Source organism: Lysobacter sp. A421, assembly GCF_054052145.1.
This window is the reverse complement of the sequence record NZ_JBSVRL010000002.1, coordinates 800319-821691: the sequence shown is the minus strand read 5'-3', so window position 1 is coordinate 821691 and position 21373 is coordinate 800319. Positions and strand designations below refer to the sequence as shown.

Annotated in this window: 17 protein-coding genes; 4 read left to right on the top strand and 13 right to left on the bottom strand. The window is 65.8% G+C overall.

Going from position 1 to position 21373, the window contains the following annotated elements; translation table 11 throughout:
* Positions 1–17 precede the first annotated feature (17 nt).
* From ACW7G6_RS09160 to ACW7G6_RS09110, 11 genes are all read right to left on the bottom strand, one after another.
* On the bottom strand, positions 18–1871 hold the full coding sequence (locus ACW7G6_RS09160) for a potassium transporter Kup (protein ID WP_456978834.1): 1854 nt from the start codon (positions 1869–1871) through the stop codon (positions 18–20).
* A 106-nt stretch (positions 1872–1977) separates the two neighbouring features.
* A complete protein-coding gene (gene ruvA, locus ACW7G6_RS09155) occupies positions 1978–2574 on the bottom strand; it encodes a Holliday junction branch migration protein RuvA (protein WP_456998094.1) in 597 nt (198 codons plus the stop codon).
* Positions 2571–3098, bottom strand: coding sequence for a crossover junction endodeoxyribonuclease RuvC (gene ruvC, locus ACW7G6_RS09150; RefSeq protein WP_456978385.1), 528 nt, complete (start codon positions 3096–3098; stop codon positions 2571–2573). The genes ruvA and ruvC overlap by 4 nt, the downstream gene beginning before the upstream one ends.
* 17 nt (positions 3099–3115) lie before the next feature.
* Positions 3116–3847, bottom strand: a complete 732-nt coding sequence (locus tag ACW7G6_RS09145) for a YebC/PmpR family DNA-binding transcriptional regulator (protein WP_456978384.1) — start codon at positions 3845–3847, stop codon at positions 3116–3118.
* A gap of 71 nt (positions 3848–3918) precedes the next feature.
* A complete protein-coding gene (locus ACW7G6_RS09140; protein WP_456978383.1) occupies positions 3919–4593 on the bottom strand; it encodes an esterase/lipase family protein in 675 nt (224 codons plus the stop codon).
* Positions 4593–5135 carry a DUF3016 domain-containing protein gene (locus tag ACW7G6_RS09135; protein WP_456998093.1) on the bottom strand — a complete coding sequence of 181 codons (543 nt, stop codon included), beginning with the start codon at positions 5133–5135 and terminating at the stop codon, positions 4593–4595. Before ACW7G6_RS09135 ends, ACW7G6_RS09140 begins: the two co-directional genes overlap by 1 nt.
* Before the next feature lie 77 nt (positions 5136–5212).
* Positions 5213–5476, bottom strand: a complete 264-nt coding sequence (locus tag ACW7G6_RS09130) for a hypothetical protein (protein WP_456998092.1) — start codon at positions 5474–5476, stop codon at positions 5213–5215.
* Positions 5477–5768: 292 nt separating this feature from the next.
* Positions 5769–6317, bottom strand: a complete 549-nt coding sequence (locus tag ACW7G6_RS09125; protein ID WP_456978380.1) for an N-acetyltransferase family protein — start codon at positions 6315–6317, stop codon at positions 5769–5771.
* The gene (aspS, locus tag ACW7G6_RS09120) at positions 6318–8114 is read right to left on the bottom strand and encodes an aspartate--tRNA ligase (RefSeq protein ID WP_456998091.1); all 1797 of its coding nucleotides are present in this window, start codon (positions 8112–8114) and stop codon (positions 6318–6320) included.
* A 133-nt stretch (positions 8115–8247) separates the two neighbouring features.
* Positions 8248–8586 carry an FmdB family zinc ribbon protein gene (locus ACW7G6_RS09115; RefSeq protein ID WP_456998090.1) on the bottom strand — a complete coding sequence of 113 codons (339 nt, stop codon included), beginning with the start codon at positions 8584–8586 and terminating at the stop codon, positions 8248–8250.
* A gap of 157 nt (positions 8587–8743) precedes the next feature.
* Entirely contained in the window at positions 8744–9958 is a 1215-nt protein-coding gene (locus ACW7G6_RS09110; protein WP_456978377.1) for a cation:proton antiporter, read from the bottom strand.
* A 161-nt stretch (positions 9959–10119) separates the two neighbouring features.
* On the opposite strand from ACW7G6_RS09110, the gene ACW7G6_RS09105 reads away from it, so the two are divergent.
* Positions 10120–10830 carry an SIMPL domain-containing protein gene (locus ACW7G6_RS09105; protein ID WP_456998089.1) on the top strand — a complete coding sequence of 237 codons (711 nt, stop codon included), beginning with the start codon at positions 10120–10122 and terminating at the stop codon, positions 10828–10830.
* A 98-nt stretch (positions 10831–10928) separates the two neighbouring features.
* Here ACW7G6_RS09105 and ACW7G6_RS09100 read toward each other — a convergent pair whose 3' ends face one another.
* Entirely contained in the window at positions 10929–12830 is a 1902-nt protein-coding gene (locus ACW7G6_RS09100) for an ABC-F family ATP-binding cassette domain-containing protein (RefSeq protein WP_456998088.1), read from the bottom strand.
* 100 nt (positions 12831–12930) lie between these two features.
* Here ACW7G6_RS09100 and ybaL point away from each other — a divergent pair, with 100 nt between their 5' ends.
* Together ybaL and ACW7G6_RS09090 are read left to right on the top strand one after the other, a co-directional pair.
* Positions 12931–14634, top strand: coding sequence for a YbaL family putative K(+) efflux transporter (gene ybaL, locus ACW7G6_RS09095; protein WP_456998087.1), 1704 nt, complete (start codon positions 12931–12933; stop codon positions 14632–14634).
* A gap of 154 nt (positions 14635–14788) precedes the next feature.
* Complete coding sequence (locus tag ACW7G6_RS09090; protein ID WP_456998086.1) at positions 14789–17173, top strand: TonB-dependent receptor plug domain-containing protein; 2385 nt, start codon at positions 14789–14791, stop codon at positions 17171–17173.
* An 805-nt stretch (positions 17174–17978) separates the two neighbouring features.
* On the opposite strand, the gene clpB is transcribed toward ACW7G6_RS09090, so the two are convergent.
* Complete coding sequence (gene clpB, locus ACW7G6_RS09085; protein ID WP_456998085.1) at positions 17979–20564, bottom strand: ATP-dependent chaperone ClpB; 2586 nt, start codon at positions 20562–20564, stop codon at positions 17979–17981.
* Between the two features lie 315 nt (positions 20565–20879).
* On the opposite strand from clpB, the gene ACW7G6_RS09080 reads away from it, so the two are divergent.
* Positions 20880–21347 carry a hypothetical protein gene (locus ACW7G6_RS09080; RefSeq protein ID WP_456998084.1) on the top strand — a complete coding sequence of 156 codons (468 nt, stop codon included), beginning with the start codon at positions 20880–20882 and terminating at the stop codon, positions 21345–21347.
* Positions 21348–21373 lie beyond the last annotated feature (26 nt).

The window sequence follows — 21373 nt, the reverse complement described above, 5'->3', positions numbered from 1 at the left end:
GTCGCATGGCGGACGGCCTAGATCTCGACCTGCGCCCCCAGCTCGACCAATCGGTTACCGGGGATACGGAAGAAGCTCGTCGCCGGCGCCGCGTTGCGATGCATGAACGCGAACAGGCGGTCACGCCATACCGGCATTCCGCGGTGCGCGGCGGCCACTACGGTTTCGTGGCTGGCGAAATAGGTGGTATCCATCGGATCGAAATAGATCCCGTCCTGGTCGCAACTGCGCATCAGTGCCACCGGCACGTCCGGCGTTTCCATGAACCCGAACCGTATCAACACCCGGTGGAAGTCGTCGCCGATCTCGGTGATCTTCAACCGCTTGTCGATCGGCGCGTACGGCACCGACAGCGTCTCCACGGTCAGGAACACATTGCGCTCATGCAACACCTTGTTGTGCTTGAGGTTGTGCATCAGCGCATGCGGGACCACGCCCTTGTCGGTGGTCATGAAGACCGCCGTGCCCGGCACCCGCACCGGCGGCGCCAGCATCAGCCCCGGCAGGAAGCTGTCCAACGGGATGCCGCCCTTCTGGATTTCCTCGCGCAGCAATTCGCGGCCACGCCGCCAGGTCCGCAACAGAATGAACAGGACGATCCCGAGCGCCAGCGGGAACCAGCCGCCCTGCAGGAGCTTGACGCCGTTGGCGATCACGAAGGCGATGTCGCCGATCAGGAACAGCGCGCAGCACGGCAGCACCCACCAGCGCCAGTTCGGCCACAGCGCGCGAGCCACCAGGGCCAGCAACAGGGTATCGATCAGCATCGTGCCCGAGACCGAGATGCCGTAGGCGGTGGCGAGGTTGGAGGAGCTGCCGAACGCCAGCACCAGCGCGATCACCACCAGCATCATCGACCAGTTCACCAGCGGGATGTAGATCTGGCCGATGGTGTCGCTGGAGGTGTGCTTGATCCGCATGCGCGGGATGTAGCCCAGTTGCATCGCCTGGCGGGTGATCGAGAACGCGCCGGTGATGACCGCCTGCGAGGCGATCACCGTGGCCGCGGTGGCGAGCACGATCATCGGGATCCGGCCCCACTCCGGCACGCCGATGAAGAACGGGTTGCGGATGGCGGCCGGGTCTTCCAGCACCAGCGCGCCTTGCCCGAGGTAATTCAGCATCAGCGCCGGCAGCACGAAGTAATACCAGGCATAACGGATCGGTTTGGCGCCGAAATGGCCCATGTCGGTGTAGATGGCCTCACCGCCGGTCACCGCCAACACTACAGCGCCAAGGATGAAGACCCCGCCCCAGTGATGGGTGACGAAGAAGTTGACCGCCCACCAGGGGTTGATCGCGTGCAGCACCTCCGGCTCGTGCAGGATGTTGACCACGCCCAGCACCGCCAGCGTGATGAACCACAGGCCGGTGATCGGGCCGAAGACCTTGCCGACCCGGGCGCTGCCGAACCGCTGGCTGGCGAACAGGGCCACCAGCACCACGATCGTCAACGGGACCACCCAGGCGCCCAACTCGGGCGCGACGACCTCCAGGCCCTCCAGTGCGGACAACACCGATATCGCCGGGGTGATCACTCCGTCGCCGAAAAACAGCGCCGCACCGAACACCCCGATCACGCCGACCAGGTAGGCCGACCTGGAGCCCTTGGGCAGGGTGCGCTGGGCCAGCGCCATCAGCGCCATGATGCCGCCCTCGCCCTCGTTGTCGGCCCGCATGATGATCGTCACGTACTTCAGCGTGACCACCAGCATCAGCGCCCAGAACACCAGCGACAGGATGCCCAGCACGGTGTCGTGGTTGGCGACCAGGCCGTAGTGCGGGCTGAAGGCTTCCCTCAGCGTGTACAGCGGGCTGGTACCGATATCGCCGAACACCACCCCGATCGCACCGACCACCAGGCCGGCCATCCCGGGCTTGTCGTGGCCATCACGGGCAGTCTTTCTGCTCACTGACTTGATCGCAGGTAGGGACATCGGGTGCTCGGTTCTGCGCCGTTGGCGAGGCTACGGCGCCTCAGCGAAGCGCGGACTGTAACGCCTTACGGATGATGGTGGCAGCGTCGGCGTCGGACTCCGTTGCCGCCTCGCGCACCATGCGGGCCGCGTCGGCGGGCTTGTAACCCAATTGTTGCAAGGCGATCACCGCCTCGCTTTGCGGATCGCGGGGCACATCCCCACCCGAAATGACCACGCCGTCACCGCCGGTCATGTCGCTGGCGCGATCGCGAAGTTCCACCACCATGCGCTCGGCGGTCTTCTTGCCAATGCCCGGGACCCGGGTCAGCGCGGTGACGTCGCTGGCCTGGACCATGCGTGCAAACTCATCGACGCTGACCCCGGACAGGACCGCCAGGGCGATCTTCGCGCCGATGCCCTTGACCTTCTGCACCTCGCGGAACAAGCGTCGCTCCGAGTCGCGCAGGAAGCCGTACAACGAGACGCTGTCTTCCTTCTGCGCGTAATGGGTGAACAGCGACACCTCGCGGCCCAGTTCGGGCAGGTCGTAGAAGGTGCTCATCGGCGCCTCCAACTCGTAACCCACGCCGTTGACGTCCACCACCAGCCACGGTGGCTGCTTGTGGATGACGATTCCCTTGAGCCTGCCAATCATGTGCCACGTCTCCGTAAATCAGCCACGCCCAATCCGGTGCGGATCGCGGTTGCGCTCATGTGAGCATGGGTGAGTGCGACCGCCAATGCATCCGCGGCATCGGCCTGCAGCTTCCTGTCGGCCAGGTTCAACAGCAGCCGGACCATGTGCTGCACCTGCAACTTGTCGGCCGCGCCGCGACCGACCAGCGACTGCTTGATCACCCGCGGCGCGTATTCGCTGACCACCAGCTTGCGCCGCACCACCGTCACCAGGGCCGCGCCACGCGCATGGCCGAGCTTCAAGGCCGACATCGCCGACTTGCCCATGAACACGGTCTCGATCGCCACCTGATGCGGTTGCCACTCATCCAGCACCCGCTCCAGGCCGTCGCACAGCAAGCCCAGCCGCGACGGGAAGTCGGGCGCGTCAAGCAACTTCAGTGCCTCGCAGTGGACGAACCTGCAACGTCCATCGCGGGCCACGTCGATCACGCCGATGCCGGTTCGCTGGGAACCGGGGTCGATACCCAGGATTCTGATCACGTCGCCAGCTTACGCCGTCAGGCGTAGGCGTCCTCGCCCAGATCGGCATTGGAGTAGACGGCCTGCACATCGTCCAGGTCTTCCAGCCAGTCCAGCAGCTTGACCACCTGTTGCGCGGTCTCGCCCTCGACCACGATATCGTTGTCGGCGCGGAAGGTGACCTCGGCGTGCGCAGGCTCCAGCCCGGCGCCGATCATTGCCGCCTTCACCGCATCAAATGCGTCGGCCGGGGTGAGCACGTCGATCGCGCCATCGGGCGGATACACCACGACATCATCGGCGCCGCTGTCGATTGCCACCTCGGTGATCGCGTCCTCGTCCGCACCGGCAGCGAAACCCAGCACGCCCACCTTGTGGAACATGAAAGCAACCGATCCGTCGGTGCCCAGGTTGCCGCCGAACTTGCCAAACGCATGGCGCACATCGGCGACGGTGCGGACCTTGTTGTCGGTCAGGCAGTCGACGATCACCGCGACCCCGCCCGGGGCATAGCCCTCGTAGCGGATCTCTTCGTAGTTGACGCCTTCCAGCTCACCGCTGGCCTTCTTGACCGCCCGCTCGACCACGTCCTTGGTCATGTTGGCGGCGTACGCCTTCTCGATCGCGGTACGCAGGCGCGGATTGCTCGCCGGGTCACTGCCGCCAGCTCGCGCGGAAACCGAGATCTCGCGAATGAGCTTGGTGAAAATCTTGCCGCGCTTGGCGTCCGAGGCGTTCTTGCGACCCTCGATTGACGGTCCCCTACCCATGAAAAGTTCCATTAAGTGTGCTGTATCAGCCCGCTACTTTACTCGAACCGGGAATCTTCGGCGGGATGCCGTCAATGCTCGAACCGGCCGTGGGCGAGGAAATGAATGGCCTGAGCGGACACCTGCGGCGATAGCAACATGCCGCTGTGGCTGGTTGGCAACACAATGTGGTCGGACTCGCCAGCCAGCCGGGTTTCATCCACCGCGACGGTGCCGTCGTTGTTGCCGTCGGGGAAGCGGCCAAACACCCGCCCCAACCCGAGGCCAAGGTTGCCGGCCACCACGCCCAGTTGCGCCGGCCCCTGCCATGGCCCACACCCATCGCGCAGCAGGTCCGCGCTGCGTCCCAGTGACGCACTGCCCATACCGAACCGACCCATCCCGCGAGCCGCCGCGCTGCCGCACAACGGCGAGCCCAGACAGACCACCCGCCGTACCGGCAACGCCGGATCCCGCTCCAACGCCTGCACCGCGATCAGCCCGCCCAAGCTGTGGGCGAGGATGTCGCAGGGCTCGCGCAACGCCGCTCGCAACCGCGATATCGCCGCCTCGGGGCCGCCGGCAATGCCCGCGTAACCGACCAGAACAGGACTGAAGCCGGCCCGACGCAACCGCCGGGCGTGCCACTGCATCGACAACCGCGGCATCCACAGCCCATGCAGAAGCACCACCCGTCGCCCAGTCGCTGTCGTGGCGCCCTGCTCCGCGCCGACCTGATCCGCCGCAGCGCCACCTGAATCAGCCATCACAATCTCTTGAACCGGCTCCGCAGCCAGTCATCGAGCAGCTGTTTCTCGTACCGCAGCGGGTCGCTGTTGCGATGGCTGACGGACCGCGACAGGTAATCGCTGCCGACCAGTTGCTGTTCCCCCTCGGCCACTATCTGGCCGTCCGCACCCGAATGCCGGAACTCCAGCCGGATCCGCGGCGGGTAGATGTCGCGCATGATCCGCACATCGTCATATCGCGAACCAAGCCAGGGCTCGTACCCGCCGGCCCGGTCGATGTCGATGAACGTGACCTGCAATCGCTCGCCCGGCGGCAACCGGTGCCCAGCCTCGCTACGCAGGTACTGCGCCAACTGTCGCGCCGAGACGCCGCGCAGCCTGTCGACCCGGTCCTGCCCACGGGCGATCTCCCGGAACCCGGCCGGGTCATGCCACGCGACCTGCACCGCTCCGACATCGGCCAGCTGCCCGGGGCCGCTACTGATGACCGGCGTGGTAACACAGCCTGCCAGGCCCAGTGACAGCGCGAACATCAGCACAGCGGTGATCGGGAAGGTCATGGCGTGTTCCTCGCGGGTGATCTGCTTGGCGTCTGAGTTGAACCGGCCTGCGAAGCAGGTTCGGCTTGAGCGAACTGTCAGGCGTCGCGCCCATCCCGCATTTTGCCAAGTAGCGCGCCGATGACGAGGCCAACGAACGTTGACGGAAAGGTCTGGCCAAAGAAGTAGCTGCCGATGATGCCACCCGCTGTGAGCCCGAGAAGCCCGCCAACAGCGATCCATTTGCGGTCTGCAAGCGACTGCCGGCGATCAGCCCGTTTTGCAGCGTTAGCCTCTTGTCTGGACTGCATGTCCTGGAGCAGTACGTCCGCTGCAGCATTTGCTTGTTCTTTGGTGAGCATGCGTGCGTCTCCGCCGAGGTTTAGGGGGGAATGCCTGGGCACTTGTTGTCATCCCCGCGAATTATCGTCATCCCCGCGAAAGCGGGGATCCATGGACTTTAACCCGTTGAGTGGGAACGTCCCTGGACTCCCGCCTGCGCGGGAGTGACGATCAAAACGCGGGTGTGACGATCAAAACGTGGGTGTGACGATCAAAAACGCGGGTGTGACGATCAAAAGCGAGTTGCTCAGAGTCTCCTTGCAGGGGTGTCGGCTCAGCGAGGGGTGCCGATCTCAGCGAGGGGTGCCGATCTCAGCCGGTCCAGTCAGCAGGCCGGCGCAGGATGAATTCGTGGTCGCGCACGCTGCCGACCGCGAACTCGTAATCGCCCACGTGCTCGAAACCGTGGCGCGCATAAAAGCGTTGCGCACCCAGGTTCTGCGACCACACCCCGATCCACAGGGTGCGCGGGCCATCGCGCTGCAGCCAGTCAAGGGCGATCTGGAACAGCCGGCCGCCCCAGCCGCCGTTCTGTTCACCTTGCACCAGGTACAGGCGCTTGAGCTCGCCATCGTCGGGACGGGCCGCGGCATGCGGCAAGCCGCACGGACCGGCTGCGGCATGCCCGATCGCCTCGCCTTCGCGCTCCAGCAGCCAGACCGCGTAGTCGGGATGGGCCAGGATCGTGCGTTGGCGTTCGACCGCATAGCTCTCGGCCAGGAACGCCTGCAGGTCCGCATCCGGATACAGATGGCCGAACGTCTCGACGAACGTGCGCGTGGCCAGCTGCGACAACACCGCGGCATCGGCCGGCGTCGCGCGGCGGATGACCGGGACGGCATTCTCGGGACTGGCGCCCATCTAGCCTGCCGCGGGCTCGTCGGCCTTGGCCGGCTTCGGCCGCACCGACACATGCACCTCGGCCAGTTGCGCGTCGGGGATCGGCGACGGCGCGCCGGTCATCATGCATTGCGCGCCGGTGGTCTTGGGGAAGGCGATCACGTCGCGGATCGACTCGGTGCCGGCCATCAGCGCGGCGATACGGTCGATGCCGAACGCGATACCGCCATGCGGCGGCGCGCCGTACTTGAGCGCGTCGAGCAGGAAACCGAACTTGGCCTGCGCTTCCTCGGCATCGATACCCAACAGCTCGAACACCGCCGACTGCATCGCCGGGCGGTGGATACGGATCGAACCACCGCCGATCTCGTTGCCGTTGAGCACCATGTCGTAGCCACGCGAAACCGCGGTCTTCGCGTTCGCCTTCAGCTCGGCGACGTCATCCACCGCCGGCGCGGTGAACGGGTGATGCAGGGCCACGTAGCGACTGGCCTCCGCGTCCCACTCGAACATCGGGAAATCGGTTACCCACAACGGCGCCCAGCCTTCGCGCACCAGCCCCAGGTCCTTGCCCAGCTTGAGACGCACCGCGCCCATGAAGTCCGAGGCAGTGTTGTAGCTCGCCGCGCCGAACAGGATCAGGTCGCCGGCCTGCGCGTCGGTCGCCTGCAGGATCGCGGCAAGGGTCGCGTCGTCGAGGAACTTCGCGATCGGCGAGTTCACGCCCTCGCGGCCCTTCGCCGGGTCTTCAACCTTCATCCACGCCACGCCCTTGGCGCCGTACTTGGCCGCGTGCGCACCGACCTCGTCGATCTGCTTGCGCGACAGCTTCGCCGCGCCCGGGACGCGCAGCGCGACCACGCGACCGTCCTCGGCGTTGGCCCAGTCGGTGAACACCTTGAACTCGCAGCCCTTGACCAGAGCGGCAATGTCGGTGAATTCCATCTCGATGCGCAGGTCCGGCTTGTCAGACCCGAAGCGGCGCATCGCCTCGGCATGGGTGATGCGCGGAAACTCGCCCAAGTCGACGTCCATGACCTCGCGAAACACCTCACAGATCAGCGCCTCGGCGGTGTCCTGCACGTCGCGCTCCTCGACCCAGGCGAACTCCATGTCGAGCTGGGTGAATTCGAGCTGGCGGTCGGCGCGCAGGGCCTCGTCGCGGAAGCAGCGCGCGATCTGGTAGTAGCGGTCGAAGCCAGCCACCATCAGGATCTGCTTGAACAGCTGCGGGCTCTGCGGCAGCGCGTAGAACTCACCCGGATGCATCCGCGCCGGCACCAGGAAGTCGCGCGCGCCTTCGGGCGTCGCCTTGGTCAGGATCGGGGTCTCGATATCCTGGAAGTCACGCGCGTCCAGCCAGCGTCGCAGCGCCTGCACCAGTTTGGTCCGGGTGCGCATCTTGCGCTGCATCTCCGGCGTGCGCAGGTCCAGGTAGCGGTACTTCAGGCGAATGTCCTCGCCCGGGTTCTCATGGGCGTGGAACGGCAGCGGCTCGGCCTTGTTGAGCACTTCGATGGCCGCGGCCACCACTTCCACCTGGCCGGTACGGATCTTGTTGTTGACCGCCTGGCGTTGCCGCACCACGCCGGTGACGCGCAGGCAATCCTCGTAACCCACATGCCCGGCAGCAGCGATGACAGCCGCGTTGCCGGCCGCATCCGATGGCTCGGCGACCACCTGGACGATGCCCTCATGGTCGCGCAGGTCGATGAAACACAGGCCGCCAAGGTCGCGGGCGACATCGGCCCAGCCGCACAAGGTAACGGTCTGGCCGATCATGGATTCATCGATCAGGCCGCAAAAATGGGTACGCATGGAGGCTCCGGTTCAGCAGTGGCACGCCGGCACGAACCGGCTGGCCCGTTAGTTTAGTGGCGCAATGCGCGATGTCACACCCGGCACCGCGACAGCCCATCGCGCTGCGTCGCCCGGCAACGGCCCACAACCATCAGCCAGCCGCTGGCTTGTTTCCCACCGGCTTGGCCGTGGCCGCACTGGCTGCAGGCTTCGCGTCGGCTTTGGATTCGCTCTTGGCGTCGGACTTGGCGTCGGTGGTTGTCGCGTCCTTGCCACCATCACCGGCCAGGTTGCGCTTCTTCTCGCCGTCCTTCTTGAAGTCGGTCTCGTACCAACCGGTGCCGGACAGACGGAACTGGGGCGCGGTCAACTGCCGCGTCAATTGCGGTTTGCCGCATTCCGGGCAATCGGTCGGATCGGCATCGGACAACTTCTGCAGGCGGTCGAAATCGTGGCCACAAGCAGCGCACTCGAAAGCATAGATCGGCATGGAGACGTGACCTTGGGGTTGGGCAATGCACTGGCAAAGCGGAATTGGCGACCCGGCCAACACGGAAGGGGCCAGACGGCCCAAGCCAACCCGATATTGGGGACGCATCCCGGCAACTCAAGGCGGCGACGGTTCGATCGCGGTTGCACCGCTGCGCTCAGGTCTTGGTCGCCGGCGGATAACCGTTCGGCGTCGGCTCTGCACGCATGCGGTCTTCCGGGTGTTGCCGGGAACCGGGCTCGATGGTGTCGACGTCAAAGGGCGAGTGCAGCACCAGCGACGGCAGCAGGGTGTTGAGGGTGGTGTAGAGGATCAACCCGCCAAACAGGGTCCCGGATATCTGGAACTGCTGGTGCAGGATGGTGGCGATCACCAGGGTGAACACCAGCGTCGGCGCCAGCGCGACGGAGACCTTCAAACTGCTGTTGTAAGCCTCGCCAAACATCAGCCGGCGCTGCAACCACACCAGTCCGACCCGCAACGGAACAAACACCACGGTCAGCAGGACGCCCAGCCCCGCCGCCTCCCACGTCAGCGCATCGCGGGTGATCTCGGTACCGGCGTGGAAGAAATAGACCGGCACGAAGAAAGTGGCAAACAGCCGTAATGCGTGGATATTCTCGTCCGAGGCCAGTCGTGGCATGCGCACCCGCAGCAGCCGGGCAACCAGCCCGGCCACGAATGCGCCCACCAGGTAATACACCCCCAGCTTGAAGGTGATGAACGCGGCGACCAGCCCGACCATCACCAGTAACGAGAATTCCGAGCCCGGCGCATGCGGCACCACCCAGCGGCCCAGCGCGATGAACAGCAACGGCAGCCCGACCAGCATCGCCAGCATCACCAGCGACGAGATCCCCAACTGCACCGGATCGTCGGCCTGCAGCACCACGAACAGCACCGCCAGCGCCAGCAACTCGCCGGCGATCGCCTTGCTGGTGACCCAGAACCGTTCTTCCGGGTTCAGGCCCAGCCGCTCCAGGGTATCGAGGATGAAACCGGTCGAGGGCGTCAGCAATGCCAGCGCCACCAGCGCCGCCGGCTGCCAGTCCAGATCCAGGTAACGCCACGCCAGCCAGCTCACCGCGCTCAGCGAGACCACCCGCATCAGCAGGTAAACCGTCAGCCCGCCCAGCCCCTTGCGCAGGGACGCCAGCTCGACTTCCAGTCCGGCAAACAGGAACAACGACGAGATCCCCAGCGTCGACAACAGCACGATGACCGGGTCGTGGACGCGGTCGGCCCACAGCAGCATCGCCCCGACGCCCAGCAGCAGGCAGGTAATCGGGGCGGGGACCTTGAAGCGCTGCAGCGCGCGCGGGATCACCAGCAAACCGAATATCAACAGCAGGTAGATCAACTCGTTGGTCATGCGCGTGCCGGTGGCGAGGAATGAATGCTTCCGGCGCATGGTCGGCGCAGGTCGCCGCCACTGGCAACCCCCGGTCACAACTCGACTGATGCTTGCCGCCTCCATGCCGCGTTCACCCGATTCGGGTACGCTGCCGCTCCACGTGTCCTGGAGCCCTACCGATGCCCACTCATCCGCCGCGCGCCACCCTTGTGATTGCCGCCGCCCTGCTGGCCCTCGGCGTGGCCGGTGCCGGCTGGTTGGCCGGCCAGGGCATGGAACGGCTGAAGACCGCCGACCGCTACGTCACCGTCAAGGGTTCGGCCGAGAAGACCGTCGAGGCCGACCGGGTGGTCTGGCCGCTGCCGCACAGCGTCGGTGGCAACGATCTGGCCGAGGTCCAGCGCCAGCTGGAAACCAATACCGCCGCCATCCGCGACTTCTTCACCGACGCCGGCTTCAAACCCGAGGAAATCGTGGTCTCTCCGCCGCGGCTGGAAGATCGCTGGGCGTGGGCCTACGGCGACAACCGGCCACCGGAGCGCTACCGCTACTCGACCACGGTGAGCCTGCGTACCGACGATGTACCCAAGGCGCTGAGCGTGCTCCGCCGCAGCGGTGAGCTGGTCGGCCAGGGCGTGATGATCGGCGAAGGCAGCGCACCGGACTTCGACTACACCAAGCTCAACGACATCAAACCGGAACTGATTGCCGAAGCCACCGCCGCCGCGCGTGATTCCGCGGTGCAATTCGCCAAGGATTCCGACTCGCGCCTGGGCGGTATCCGCAGCGCCAACCAGGGCGTGGTCAGCATCACCGACCGTGACCAGAGCAGCCCGCAGGTCAAGCGGGTGCGGGTGGTGACCACGGTGGAATACTTCCTGCGCGATTAACTTCTGGCGCGATTAACGTCGACGGACTGTAGTAGCGGCTTCAGCCGCGATCGGGAGTCGGACAAGCCCGAAATTTACACGTCGACTTGGCGTTGGTTTTATGCGGCGTCGGCTTCGTACAAGGCCAACAGCTCGGCTTCGGCCTGTTCCAGCTCGGCGCGTCGCTGTACCTGCTGCTTGCCCAGCTCCACGCCGCGGGCACCGCCGTCTGCATACACGGCCGGGTCCGCCAACTCGGCTTCCAGCGCCGTCAACTGCGCTTCCAACTCCGCCACGCTGGCCTCGGCCTTGGCCAGCTTGTACGGATTGGCCTTGCCCTTGCGCGGCTTGGTTGGCGGGGGCGCGATCGCCGCCTGGTCAGCGGCCGGAGCGGACGCTGGCCGGCCCTGACCATCGTTGGAATTGTCGCGCGTGCGCAACCAGCTCGCGTATTCGTCCAGATCGCCGTCGAACGGCTGGGCGACGCCGTCGGCAACCCGCCAGAAGGTGTCGCAGACCAGCCCGATCAAGTGCCGATCATGCGAGACCAGCACGATTGCCCCCTCGAACACCGCCAGCGCCTCGGCCAGTGCCTCGCGCATGTCCAGGTCCAAGTGGTTGGTGGGCTCATCGAGCAACAGCACGTTGGGTTTGCGCCAGGCGATCAATGCCAGCGCCAGGCGCGCGCGCTCGCCGCCGGAGAACACATCGACCGTCTCGAACGCGCGGTCACCCGGGAAATTCCACTTGCCGAGGAAGTCACGCAACTGCTGGGTGGCCACGCCCGGTGCGATATCGGCGATATGGTCGATCGCGCTGGTGCCGGCACGCAGCGACTCGACCGTGTGCTGGGCGAAGTAACCAATCCGCAGGTCGGGATGGCCATGGCGCTCCCCGGCCAGCAGCTCCAGATCGCCCACCAGTGATTTGACCAACGTCGACTTGCCGGCACCGTTGGGGCCGAGCAAGGCCACCCGGTCGCCGGCTTCGAGGATGAAGCCGACGTCGCGGAGGATGGTGGTGACTCCCCGCGCTTTTGCAGGTGCGGCCGCAACGTAGCCGCAGTCGGCATGCGCCAGGCGCAACAACGCATGCGGCAGCTTGGCCGGGGCCGGAAACTCGATCCGCAGCGCGCGCTCGATCCGTACCGCCTCGGTGCCGGCCATCTTGGCCAGGCGCTTGACCCGCGACTGCGCCTGCTTGGCCTTGGTCGCGCTGGCGCCAAACCGGTCGATGAAGCTCTGCAGGTGGGCACGTTCGGCCTGCGCCTTCACATGGGTGATCTGCTGCAGGCGCAGGTGCTCGGCGCGTTGGCGCTCAAAGGCGGTGTAGTTGCCCGCATACAGCTTGGCCTTGCCGTCATGCAGGTGCAGGGTGTGGTTGGTGACTTCGTCCAGGAACTCACGGTCATGGCTGATCAGCAGCAAGGTGCCGGGGTACTTCAACAACCACTGCTCCAGCCACAGCACCGCATCCAGATCGAGATGGTTGGTCGGCTCATCGAGCAGCAACAGGTCCGACGGTGTCATCAGCGCACGGGCCAGGTTCAGGCGCACCCGCCAGCCGCCCGAGAACGTGCTGACGGCACGTCCGTGCGTATCGGCGGCAAACCCAAGGCCATGCAGCAACTTGCCGGCGCGCGCGCTGGCGTCGTAGCCATTGAGCTCCTCGAGCCGGTGGTGGGCCGTGGCGACCGCCTCCCAATCCTCATTGGCGACCGCCTGCGCCTCGGCCTGGATCGCCGCGTGCACCAGCGCATCTCCCGACAGCACGAAGTCCAGCGCCGGGTCCGGCAGCGACGGGGTTTCCTGGGCGACGCTGGCGATGCGGACCCGGCTGGGAATACCCAGATCGCCCTTGTCGGCTTCCAACTGGCCCTGCAATGCGGCGAACAACGATGACTTCCCGCTGCCGTTGCGGCCGATCACGCCCACCCGCCAGCCGGCCTGCAGGACCAGGTCGACTTTGGACAACAGCAGCCGCTCGCCGCGACGGAGGGCAAAATCCTTGAAAGCAATCATGCGGTCATTGTACGGGTGCAGGCTCGACCTGCCGAGGTTATCGCTTGCCTGATCCGGCAACGGCCTACATGATTGACCGGCTAAGCCCAATGGAGTCCTGATGCCGCACGAAACCGACCTGATCAGCATCATCGCCGTGGGGCTGCTGCTGGCATTCCTGTTCGGCGCGCTGGCGAATCGATTGCGGCTCTCCCCACTGGTGGGTTACCTGGCGGCGGGCATCGTTGCCGGCCCGTTCACGCCCGGCTTCGTCGGCGACCAGGGCCTGGCCAACCAACTGGCCGAGATCGGCGTGATGCTGCTGATGTTCGGCGTCGGCCTGCATTTCTCGGTCAAGGACCTGATGGCGGTCAAGTGGATCGCGATCCCCGGCGCCATGGTCCAGATCACCGTCGCCACCCTGCTCGGTTGGGGCCTGGCCGCGCTGATGGGCTGGTCGACCGTGCACGGACTGGTGTTCGGTTTTTCGCTCGCCACCGCCAGTACCGTGGTGCTGCTGCGGGCGATGGAGGACCGCCGCCTGCTGGACACCAACCGCGGCAAGATCGCGGTGGGCTGGCTGATCGTGGAAGACCTGGCCTGCGTGATAGCGCTGGTGCTGATGCCGGTGCTGGCCGAGATCACCAATCCCACCGCCGGTGCGGAAACCCACACGTTTGGCTCCATCGTGGTGGCCATCTTCCTGACCCTGGTGCAGGTCGCGGCCTTCGTCGCGGTGATGATGGTGGTCGGCCGGCGGGTGATCCCCTGGGTATTGGAACGCACCGCCGGTACCGGCTCGCGCGAGCTGTTCACCCTGTCGGTATTGTCGATCGCGCTGGGAGTGGCGTACGGTTCTGCGGAGTTGTTCGGGGTCTCGTTTGCACTGGGCGCATTCTTCGCCGGCCTGCTGCTCAACGAGTCCGAGCTCAGCCACAAGGCCGCCAGTGATTCGCTGCCGCTGCGCGATGCGTTCGCGGTGCTGTTTTTCGTCTCGGTCGGGATGTTGTTCGACCCGATGATCCTGATCGAGCAGCCGCTGCACGTGCTGGCGACGGTGCTGATCATCCTGTTCGGCAAGTCCGCGGCCGCGTACGTGATCGTGCGCGCGTTCGGCTATCCCAACATCACCGCCCTCACCATCTCCGCCAGCCTGGCGCAGATCGGCGAGTTCGCCTTCATCATTGCCGGTCTCGGCGTCACATTGCAGATCATGAACGAGGAAGCGCAGGACCTGGTCCTGGCCGGCGCCCTGATCACGATCATGCTCAACCCGCTGATCTTCGTGCTGGTCGATCGGTGGCAAGCCAGGCACATCCGGTTGGCCGAGGAGCAGGTCGAAACCGGACCCCTGCCCGGCCCATCACTGGACCTGAGAGATCACGCCATCGTGATCGGTTTCGGCAGCGTCGGCACCGAGCTGGTCAAGCTGCTACGTGGCCACGACATACCGGTGATCGTCATCGACGACAGCAGCCACCACGTCGAACGCGCGCACGCCGCGGGCATCCCGGCAATCCGCGGCAGTGCGGCCGCCGACCTGGTACTGGAAGAGGCCCACCCCGAGCGTGCCACCATCGCGATCCTGGCGATCCCGCAGCCGCTGGAAGCGGGCGAGACCATGGCCAAGCTGCGCGCCATCAACCCGTCACTGACCTTGCTGGCACGAGCGCACAGTGATGCGGAGGTCAAACACCTGTTGGAGCGTGGCGCCGACGGCGTGGTGCTGGCCGAGCGCGAACTTGCCCACAGCCTGGCCGAGATGGTGATTGCGACCCCGGCTTATCGGGGTGATCACCACTTGCCACGGACCAGCCGCGCCTGACGGCCATCGGGCCTGATCACCTGGTTGCGCGCAGGCCCGGCCGATCGTTCCAGTAACGGACTTCCATCGTTCCATCAAGATGGTTTGACGGGAGCGTTAATTTCGGGTTAATCAAGGGAACGCCGCCATTGCGGTCTTCCCCCGAGAACCCACCATGACCCCGACCCGCCTGCCGCTGGCCATCGCCATTGCACTCGCCGCTCCCGGAGCCTTTGCCCAGACCGCGCCCGTCCCGGTCGACGACGCCACCACGCTTGACCAGGTGATCGTCACCGGCACCCGGGTGACCGGCCGTACCATCGCCGAGTCGGCGTCACCGATCGACATCATCACCCCGGAGGTGCTGCGGGCCACCGGCACCACCGAGCTGGCCACGGCGTTGTCGCGGGCATTGCCATCGCTCAACTTCCCGCGTCCGGCGGTCACCGACGGCACCAGCGCGATCCGGCCGGCACAGCTGCGTGGCCTCGCACCCGACCAGGTGCTGGTGCTGGTCAACGGCAAGCGCCGCCACACTACCGCGCTGCTCAACGTCAACGGCAGCCAGGGTCGCGGCTCGTCCCCGGTCGACCTCAACGCCATCCCGGTCTCGGCGATCGAGCGGGTCGAGGTATTGCGCGACGGCGCCTCGGCGCAATACGGCTCCGATGCCATTGCCGGGGTGGTCAACATCGTCCTCAAGGGGGCCGGCAGCGGCGGTAGCCTGGATGCGAGCTACGGCCAGTACTCCGCAGGCGACGGCAAGCAGCACCAGGTTTCCGGTGATGCCGGGATCACGATCGGCGAGGAAGGTTTCCTGCACCTGGCCGGACAGTTCGGCGAGCAGGACTTCACCAATCGCGCGCGTCCTTTCGCGGGCACACCCAGCCCGACCCAACCCGAGCTCGGCCAGAAGGCCTTTGTCTATGGCGATCCGTCCGTCGAGCACTGGGCGTTTTCGGCCAACTCCGAGATCCCGTTGACCGACACCATCGACCTGTACGCCTTCGGCATGGCCAGCGAACGCGACATCACTTCGTTCGCCTTCTTCCGCGCACCGGGCAACCCCAACCAGAACATTCCCTCGATCCATCCCGACGGCTTCGTGCCGCAGATCAACAACATCGCCAATGACCGCTCACTGGTGGCCGGGTTGCGCGGCGACACCGCCGGCTGGGCCTGGGACCTGAGCTACAACTACGGCTACAACCACCTCGAGTTCTTCACCCGCAACTCGCTCAACGCCAGCCTTGGGCCCAATTCACCGACGTCGTTCTTCGCCGGCGCACTGGAGACGACCCAGAACATCGTCAACCTCGACCTCAGCCGCCAGTTCGACTGGGGCCTGGCCTACCCGGTCAACTTCGCGATGGGTACCGAGTACCGCGAAGAGAAATGGAACCAGTCCCCGGGTGAGCCGGACTCCTGGAGCCAGGGACCGCTGCCGCAGCCTATCGCCTCGGGTGCGCAGGGCTTTCCGGGCTACCGCCCGAGCGATGCCGGCCACTATTCGCGCGACAGCTACGCGCTGTATGCCGACCTTGAGGCCGACCTCACCGATCGCTTCTCCGGTGGCGCTGCGGTGCGTTACGAGGACTACAGCGACTTCGGCAACCAGTCCTCCTTCAAGCTGTCGGGGCGTTACGAGTTCAGTGACGCCGTTGCCCTGCGCGGCACCGTTTCCAGCGGCTTCCGCGCACCATCGTTGTCGCAGCAGAACTTCCAGACCACCAGCACCACCTTCATCGCCGGCATCAGCGACCCGTTCGAGATCCGCACCTTCCCGGCTTCCAGCCCGATCGCCGAGGCCCTGGGTGCCGAGCCACTGCAACCGGAGGAGTCGCTGTCCTACAGTCTTGGCGTGGTGTTGCAGCCGGTGGACCGCCTGTACGTCACCGTCGATGCCTACCAGGTCGACGTCGACGACCGCATCGTGCTCTCGTCCAACCTCACCGGTGATGATGTGCGCGACTTCCTCGAGGCACGCGGCATCTTCGGCGTCACCGGTGGTCGCTACTTCACCAACGCCATCGACACCCGCAGCCGCGGCATCGACGTCCTCGGCAGCTACCGCTGGGACCTGGCCGCCGGCACCCTGGACGTGACCGCCGGCTACAACTACTCGAAAACCGAGATCACCCGCATCGCGCCCAATCCGCCGGAGCTGGAGACCGGTGGTCTGGACCTGGACCGACTGGACCGCGCCGAACAGGGCCGGATCGAGAAGGGTTTCCCGCGCGACAAGTTCGTACTCAACGGCACCTGGAACCTGGGCGACTGGACCCTGCTGGCCGGCACGACGCGCTACGGCAGCTTTGAGACCACGCCCAACAACGCCGACAACGACCAGACCTACGACCCCAAGTGGCTGGTCGACCTGGCCGCGACCTATCACCTGGATCGTTGGAGCTTCACCCTGGGTGGGGACAACGTGCTGAATGAATATCCGGAGGAGAACATCTTCGGCAACTCGACCAGCGGCCAGTTCCCGTACAACTCGGCCTCGCCGTTCGGCTTCAACGGCGCCTACATGTACGCGAAGGTGGGCTACCGCTGGTAAGACCCTCCGCAACACGTGTGTGAAACGAAGCCTCCCTGCCTCATTGGCGGGGAGGCTTTTTTACGTGCGACCGCGAACCGGAATGGTGATTGGTGATTGGTGATTGGTGGTTGGTGGTTGGTGGTTGGTGGTTGGTGGTTGGTGGTTGGTGACTGAGAGAAAGCGGGCTTGGTTTCTGGCTTCGGAAGCAGCGACGCCCTGTCGGGGTATTGCTCCTCGGCTCGATCGGCCATCCATGGCCGACTCGCCGCCGCGGACATCCATGTCCGCTCTACGCAATACCCCAACAGGACGCCGCGTCGGTCATTGATTGTCGTCGGCCGGTGGAAACAAGAGCAGAGACAAGGCTGGAAACTCGGCTTTTGCTCGTCATCCTCGCGAAGGCGGGGATCCATGGACTTTGATCTTCGGGCACGTAACGTCCATGGATCCCCGCCTTCGCGGGAATGACGGCAAGGGTTAAGCAACTGTCTCGTGATCGACCGATCTCATCGCTCACCGATTGGGCGTCAACCGGTAACGCGAACCGCTTTCCTCCCCGGAGCCAGCGCAACTGTCCGCGGGTGTCGGGGTGTGGGGTATTGCGGAAAGCAGGCCATGGGTGAGCGGGGCCCGTTTGCGCGGCATTGCCGCGCGGGCCCCGTGAACGCCCGGCGCGCTGCGCCGGGCCGGACCGCGAAGCGGGCCTGCGGCCCCGAGTCAGGGCAGGACGCCCTGACCGAGGGGTGGAGCAATCGCCCCCGCAGCCCGACACCCGCCCAACCGAAGCCTTACCCCGGAGCCAGCACCCGCACACCGAAGCCGCTCACCCCTTCCGGAATACCAGCCCACCACCTTCGGCATCCACGTGGATGACCTCACCACTGGCGAACTCACCCGACAGGATCTTCGTCGCCAACGGGTTTTCCAGCTGCTGCTGGATCGCCCGCTTCAACGGCCGTGCGCCATACACCGGATCGAAGCCGACATTGGCCAGCAGCGCCAGCGCGCTGTCGGACAACTCGAGCGTCAACCCGCGCTCGGCCAGCCGCTTGTCCAGACCGTGCAGCTGGATCCGGGCGATCTCGCGGATCTGCTGCTTGTCCAGCGAATGGAACACCACGATGTCATCCAGCCGGTTGATGAACTCCGGGCGGAAGTGGCTCTGCACCACGCCCATCACCGCGGCCTTCATCTGGGTGTAGCCCTCGGGCGTGTCGTCGGCGTCCATCTCCTGGATCATCTGGCTGCCCAGGTTGCTGGTCATCACGATCACCGTATTGCGAAAGTCGACCGTGCGGCCCTGGCCATCGGTCAGGCGGCCGTCGTCGAGCACCTGCAGCAGGATGTTGAACACATCCGGGTGCGCCTTCTCGACCTCGTCCAGCAGGATCACGCTGTATGGCCGCCGCCGCACCGCCTCAGTGAGGTAGCCGCCTTCCTCGTAGCCGACATAGCCCGGGGGCGCACCGACCAGACGGCTGACCGAATGCTTCTCCATGAACTCGCTCATGTCGATCCGGATCATCGCGTCGGCGCTGTCGAACAGGAACTCCGCCAGCGCCTTGCACAGCTCGGTCTTGCCGACACCGGTGGGCCCCAGAAACAGGAACGAGCCGCTGGGCCGGTTCGGGTCCGACAAGCCCGCGCGTGAGCGCCGCACCGAATCCGACACGACCTTGATCGCCTCGTCCTGGCCGACCACCCGGGTGTGCAGGTGCTGCTCCATCTGCAGTAGTTTCTCGCGCTCGCCTTCGAGCATCTTCGACACCGGAATGCCCGTCCAGCGGCTGACCACCTCAGCGATCTCCTCCGCGGTGACCTTGTCCTGCAACAGGGTGAAGCCCCGGGTCTCGGCCTCGTGCGCGGCCTTGGCCTGCTTCTCCAACTCCGGCAGGCGGCCGTACTGGATCTCGCTCATCTTCGCGAAGTCCTGCTTGCGCTGTGCGGCTTCCAGCTCGAGTTTGGCGGCCTCGATCTGTTCCTTTATTTTCGTCGCGCCCTGCAGCATCGCCTTCTCGGCCTTCCAGACTTCCTCCAGGTCGTTGAACTCCCGCTCCAACACGTCGATCTCGGCCTGCAGGTCGGCAAGACGCTGCTTGCTGGCGGCGTCCTTTTCCTTCTTCAGCGCCTCGCGCTGGATCTTCAGCTGGATCAGCCGGCGTTCCTTGCGGTCCAGCTCCTCGGGCTTGGAATCGATCTCCATGCGGATCCGGCTGGCCGCCTCGTCCATCAGGTCGATCGCCTTGTCGGGCAGCTGGCGGTCGGCGATGTAGCGGTGGCTCAAGGTCGCCGCGGCGACGACAGCCGGATCGGTAATTTCCACGCCATGGTGGACGGCGTACTTCTCTTTCAACCCGCGCAAGATCGCGATGGTGTCCTCCACGCTCGGCTCATCGACCAGTACCTTCTGGAACCGGCGCTCCAGCGCGGCATCCTTCTCGATGTACTTGCGGTACTCGTCCAGCGTGGTCGCGCCGATGCAGTGCAACTCGCCGCGTGCCAGTGCCGGCTTGAGCATGTTGCCGGCGTCCATCGAACCCTCGGCCTTGCCGGCACCCACCACGGTGTGCAGCTCGTCGATGAACAGGATCACCTGGCCTTCGTTCTTGGCCAGATCACTCAGTACGCCCTTCAGGCGCTCCTCGAACTCGCCACGGAATTTCGCCCCGGCGATCAGCGCGCCCATGTCCAGGCTGAGCACGCGCTTGCCGCGCAGGCCCTCGGGCACTTCGTTGTTGATGATGCGCTGGGCCAGGCCTTCCGCGATGGCAGTCTTGCCGACGCCGGGCGCGCCGATCAGCACCGGGTTGTTCTTGGTCCGGCGCTGCAGCACCTGAATGGTGCGGCGGATCTCCTCATCGCGGCCAATCACCGGATCGAGCTTGCCGGACTCGGCGCGCGCGGTCAGGTCGATGGTGTACTTCTCCAGCGCCTGGCGCTGGTCCTCGGCATTTTCGGATTGCACGGTTTCGCCTCCACGGACTTTCTCGATCGCCGCCTCAAGACGGGACTTGTCGCCACCGGCGGCCTTCAGCGCGCGCCCGGTCTCGCCACTGTCCTCCAGCGCGGCCAGCACGAACAACTCGCTGGCGATGAACGCATCGCCGCGCTGTTGGGCGTACTTGTCGGTCAGGTTGAGCAGCCGCGATAGATCATTGCCGACACTGACACTGCCGGCCTGCCCGGAGACGGTCGGCAGTTTGTCGAGCGCCTCGCCCAACCGCTCACGCAGCACCGGCACGTTGACGCCGGCCTGGGACAGCAGCGGTCGGGTGCTGCCGCCGGACTGGTCGATCAGCGCCACCAGCAGGTGCGCCGGTTCGATGACGTTGTGGTCGCGCCCGACCGCCAGCGACTGCGCGTCGGCAAGCGCCTGCTGGAAGCGCGATGTGAGCTTGTCCATTCGCATGGTGGAATTCCTCATGTACGGGCGGCCGACAAGGCCACGATGCAAAGGAAGTGCGGATCGTTGCAGCCGGGTTCAAGCATTGCCTGCACTTTCCAGCGACCGCGTCCACCCAATGCTGGCACGCGGGTGGCCACAGCCGTGTGCACGGATGCGCTTTACGGGGCCTGATCGGCCCTCGCGCCGGAACGTGCCATCCGACGCCGCAGCACCCGGAGATTCAAGATTTTTCCCTTGCTGCCGATATCCATCAAGCAGCCGTGGGGAGGCATGGGTATGGGGATGATTGACCCGGGTAGTCGGTGGCATCTTCGTGTCGTGACGGCGACACCATGGCTGGGGGCTGCCTTGCTCGCACTCTGGCTGGGTTTCGTGATCCCCGCCTTCGCTGCCCTCTATGCCCCCCGATCGCAACCACTGCCGGATGCCGCATTCATCGTTGACTGGTTGCAGGCAACGGGCCAACTGCGATCCGCCGCGGGCGCCGGCATCGCGGTGCGCATGCCCGCACCAGCCTGCGCCTGCGGCAACGCCGGCTGGGCCGCCACCGAGCAGGCCCTGATGCAGGCCCAACTGGAACTCGTCGACCTGGGTGCGATGCCGGCATCTCCAGCCCTGCCGTTCGAGCTGGTGGTGCTGGATGCCCGCTCGCAGCTGGTGTACGCCGGGCCGTTGCGGTTCGACGATCTCTGCGGCGGCCACGGAATTGCCGTCGCCGCCCTGTTGCCCGGCCTGCTGCGCGAGCCGCCGGCCGCTTTTATCTCCGCCGCTGGCTGTCGCTGCTGACAGCCTGCCGAACCAAGCCCGCCAAG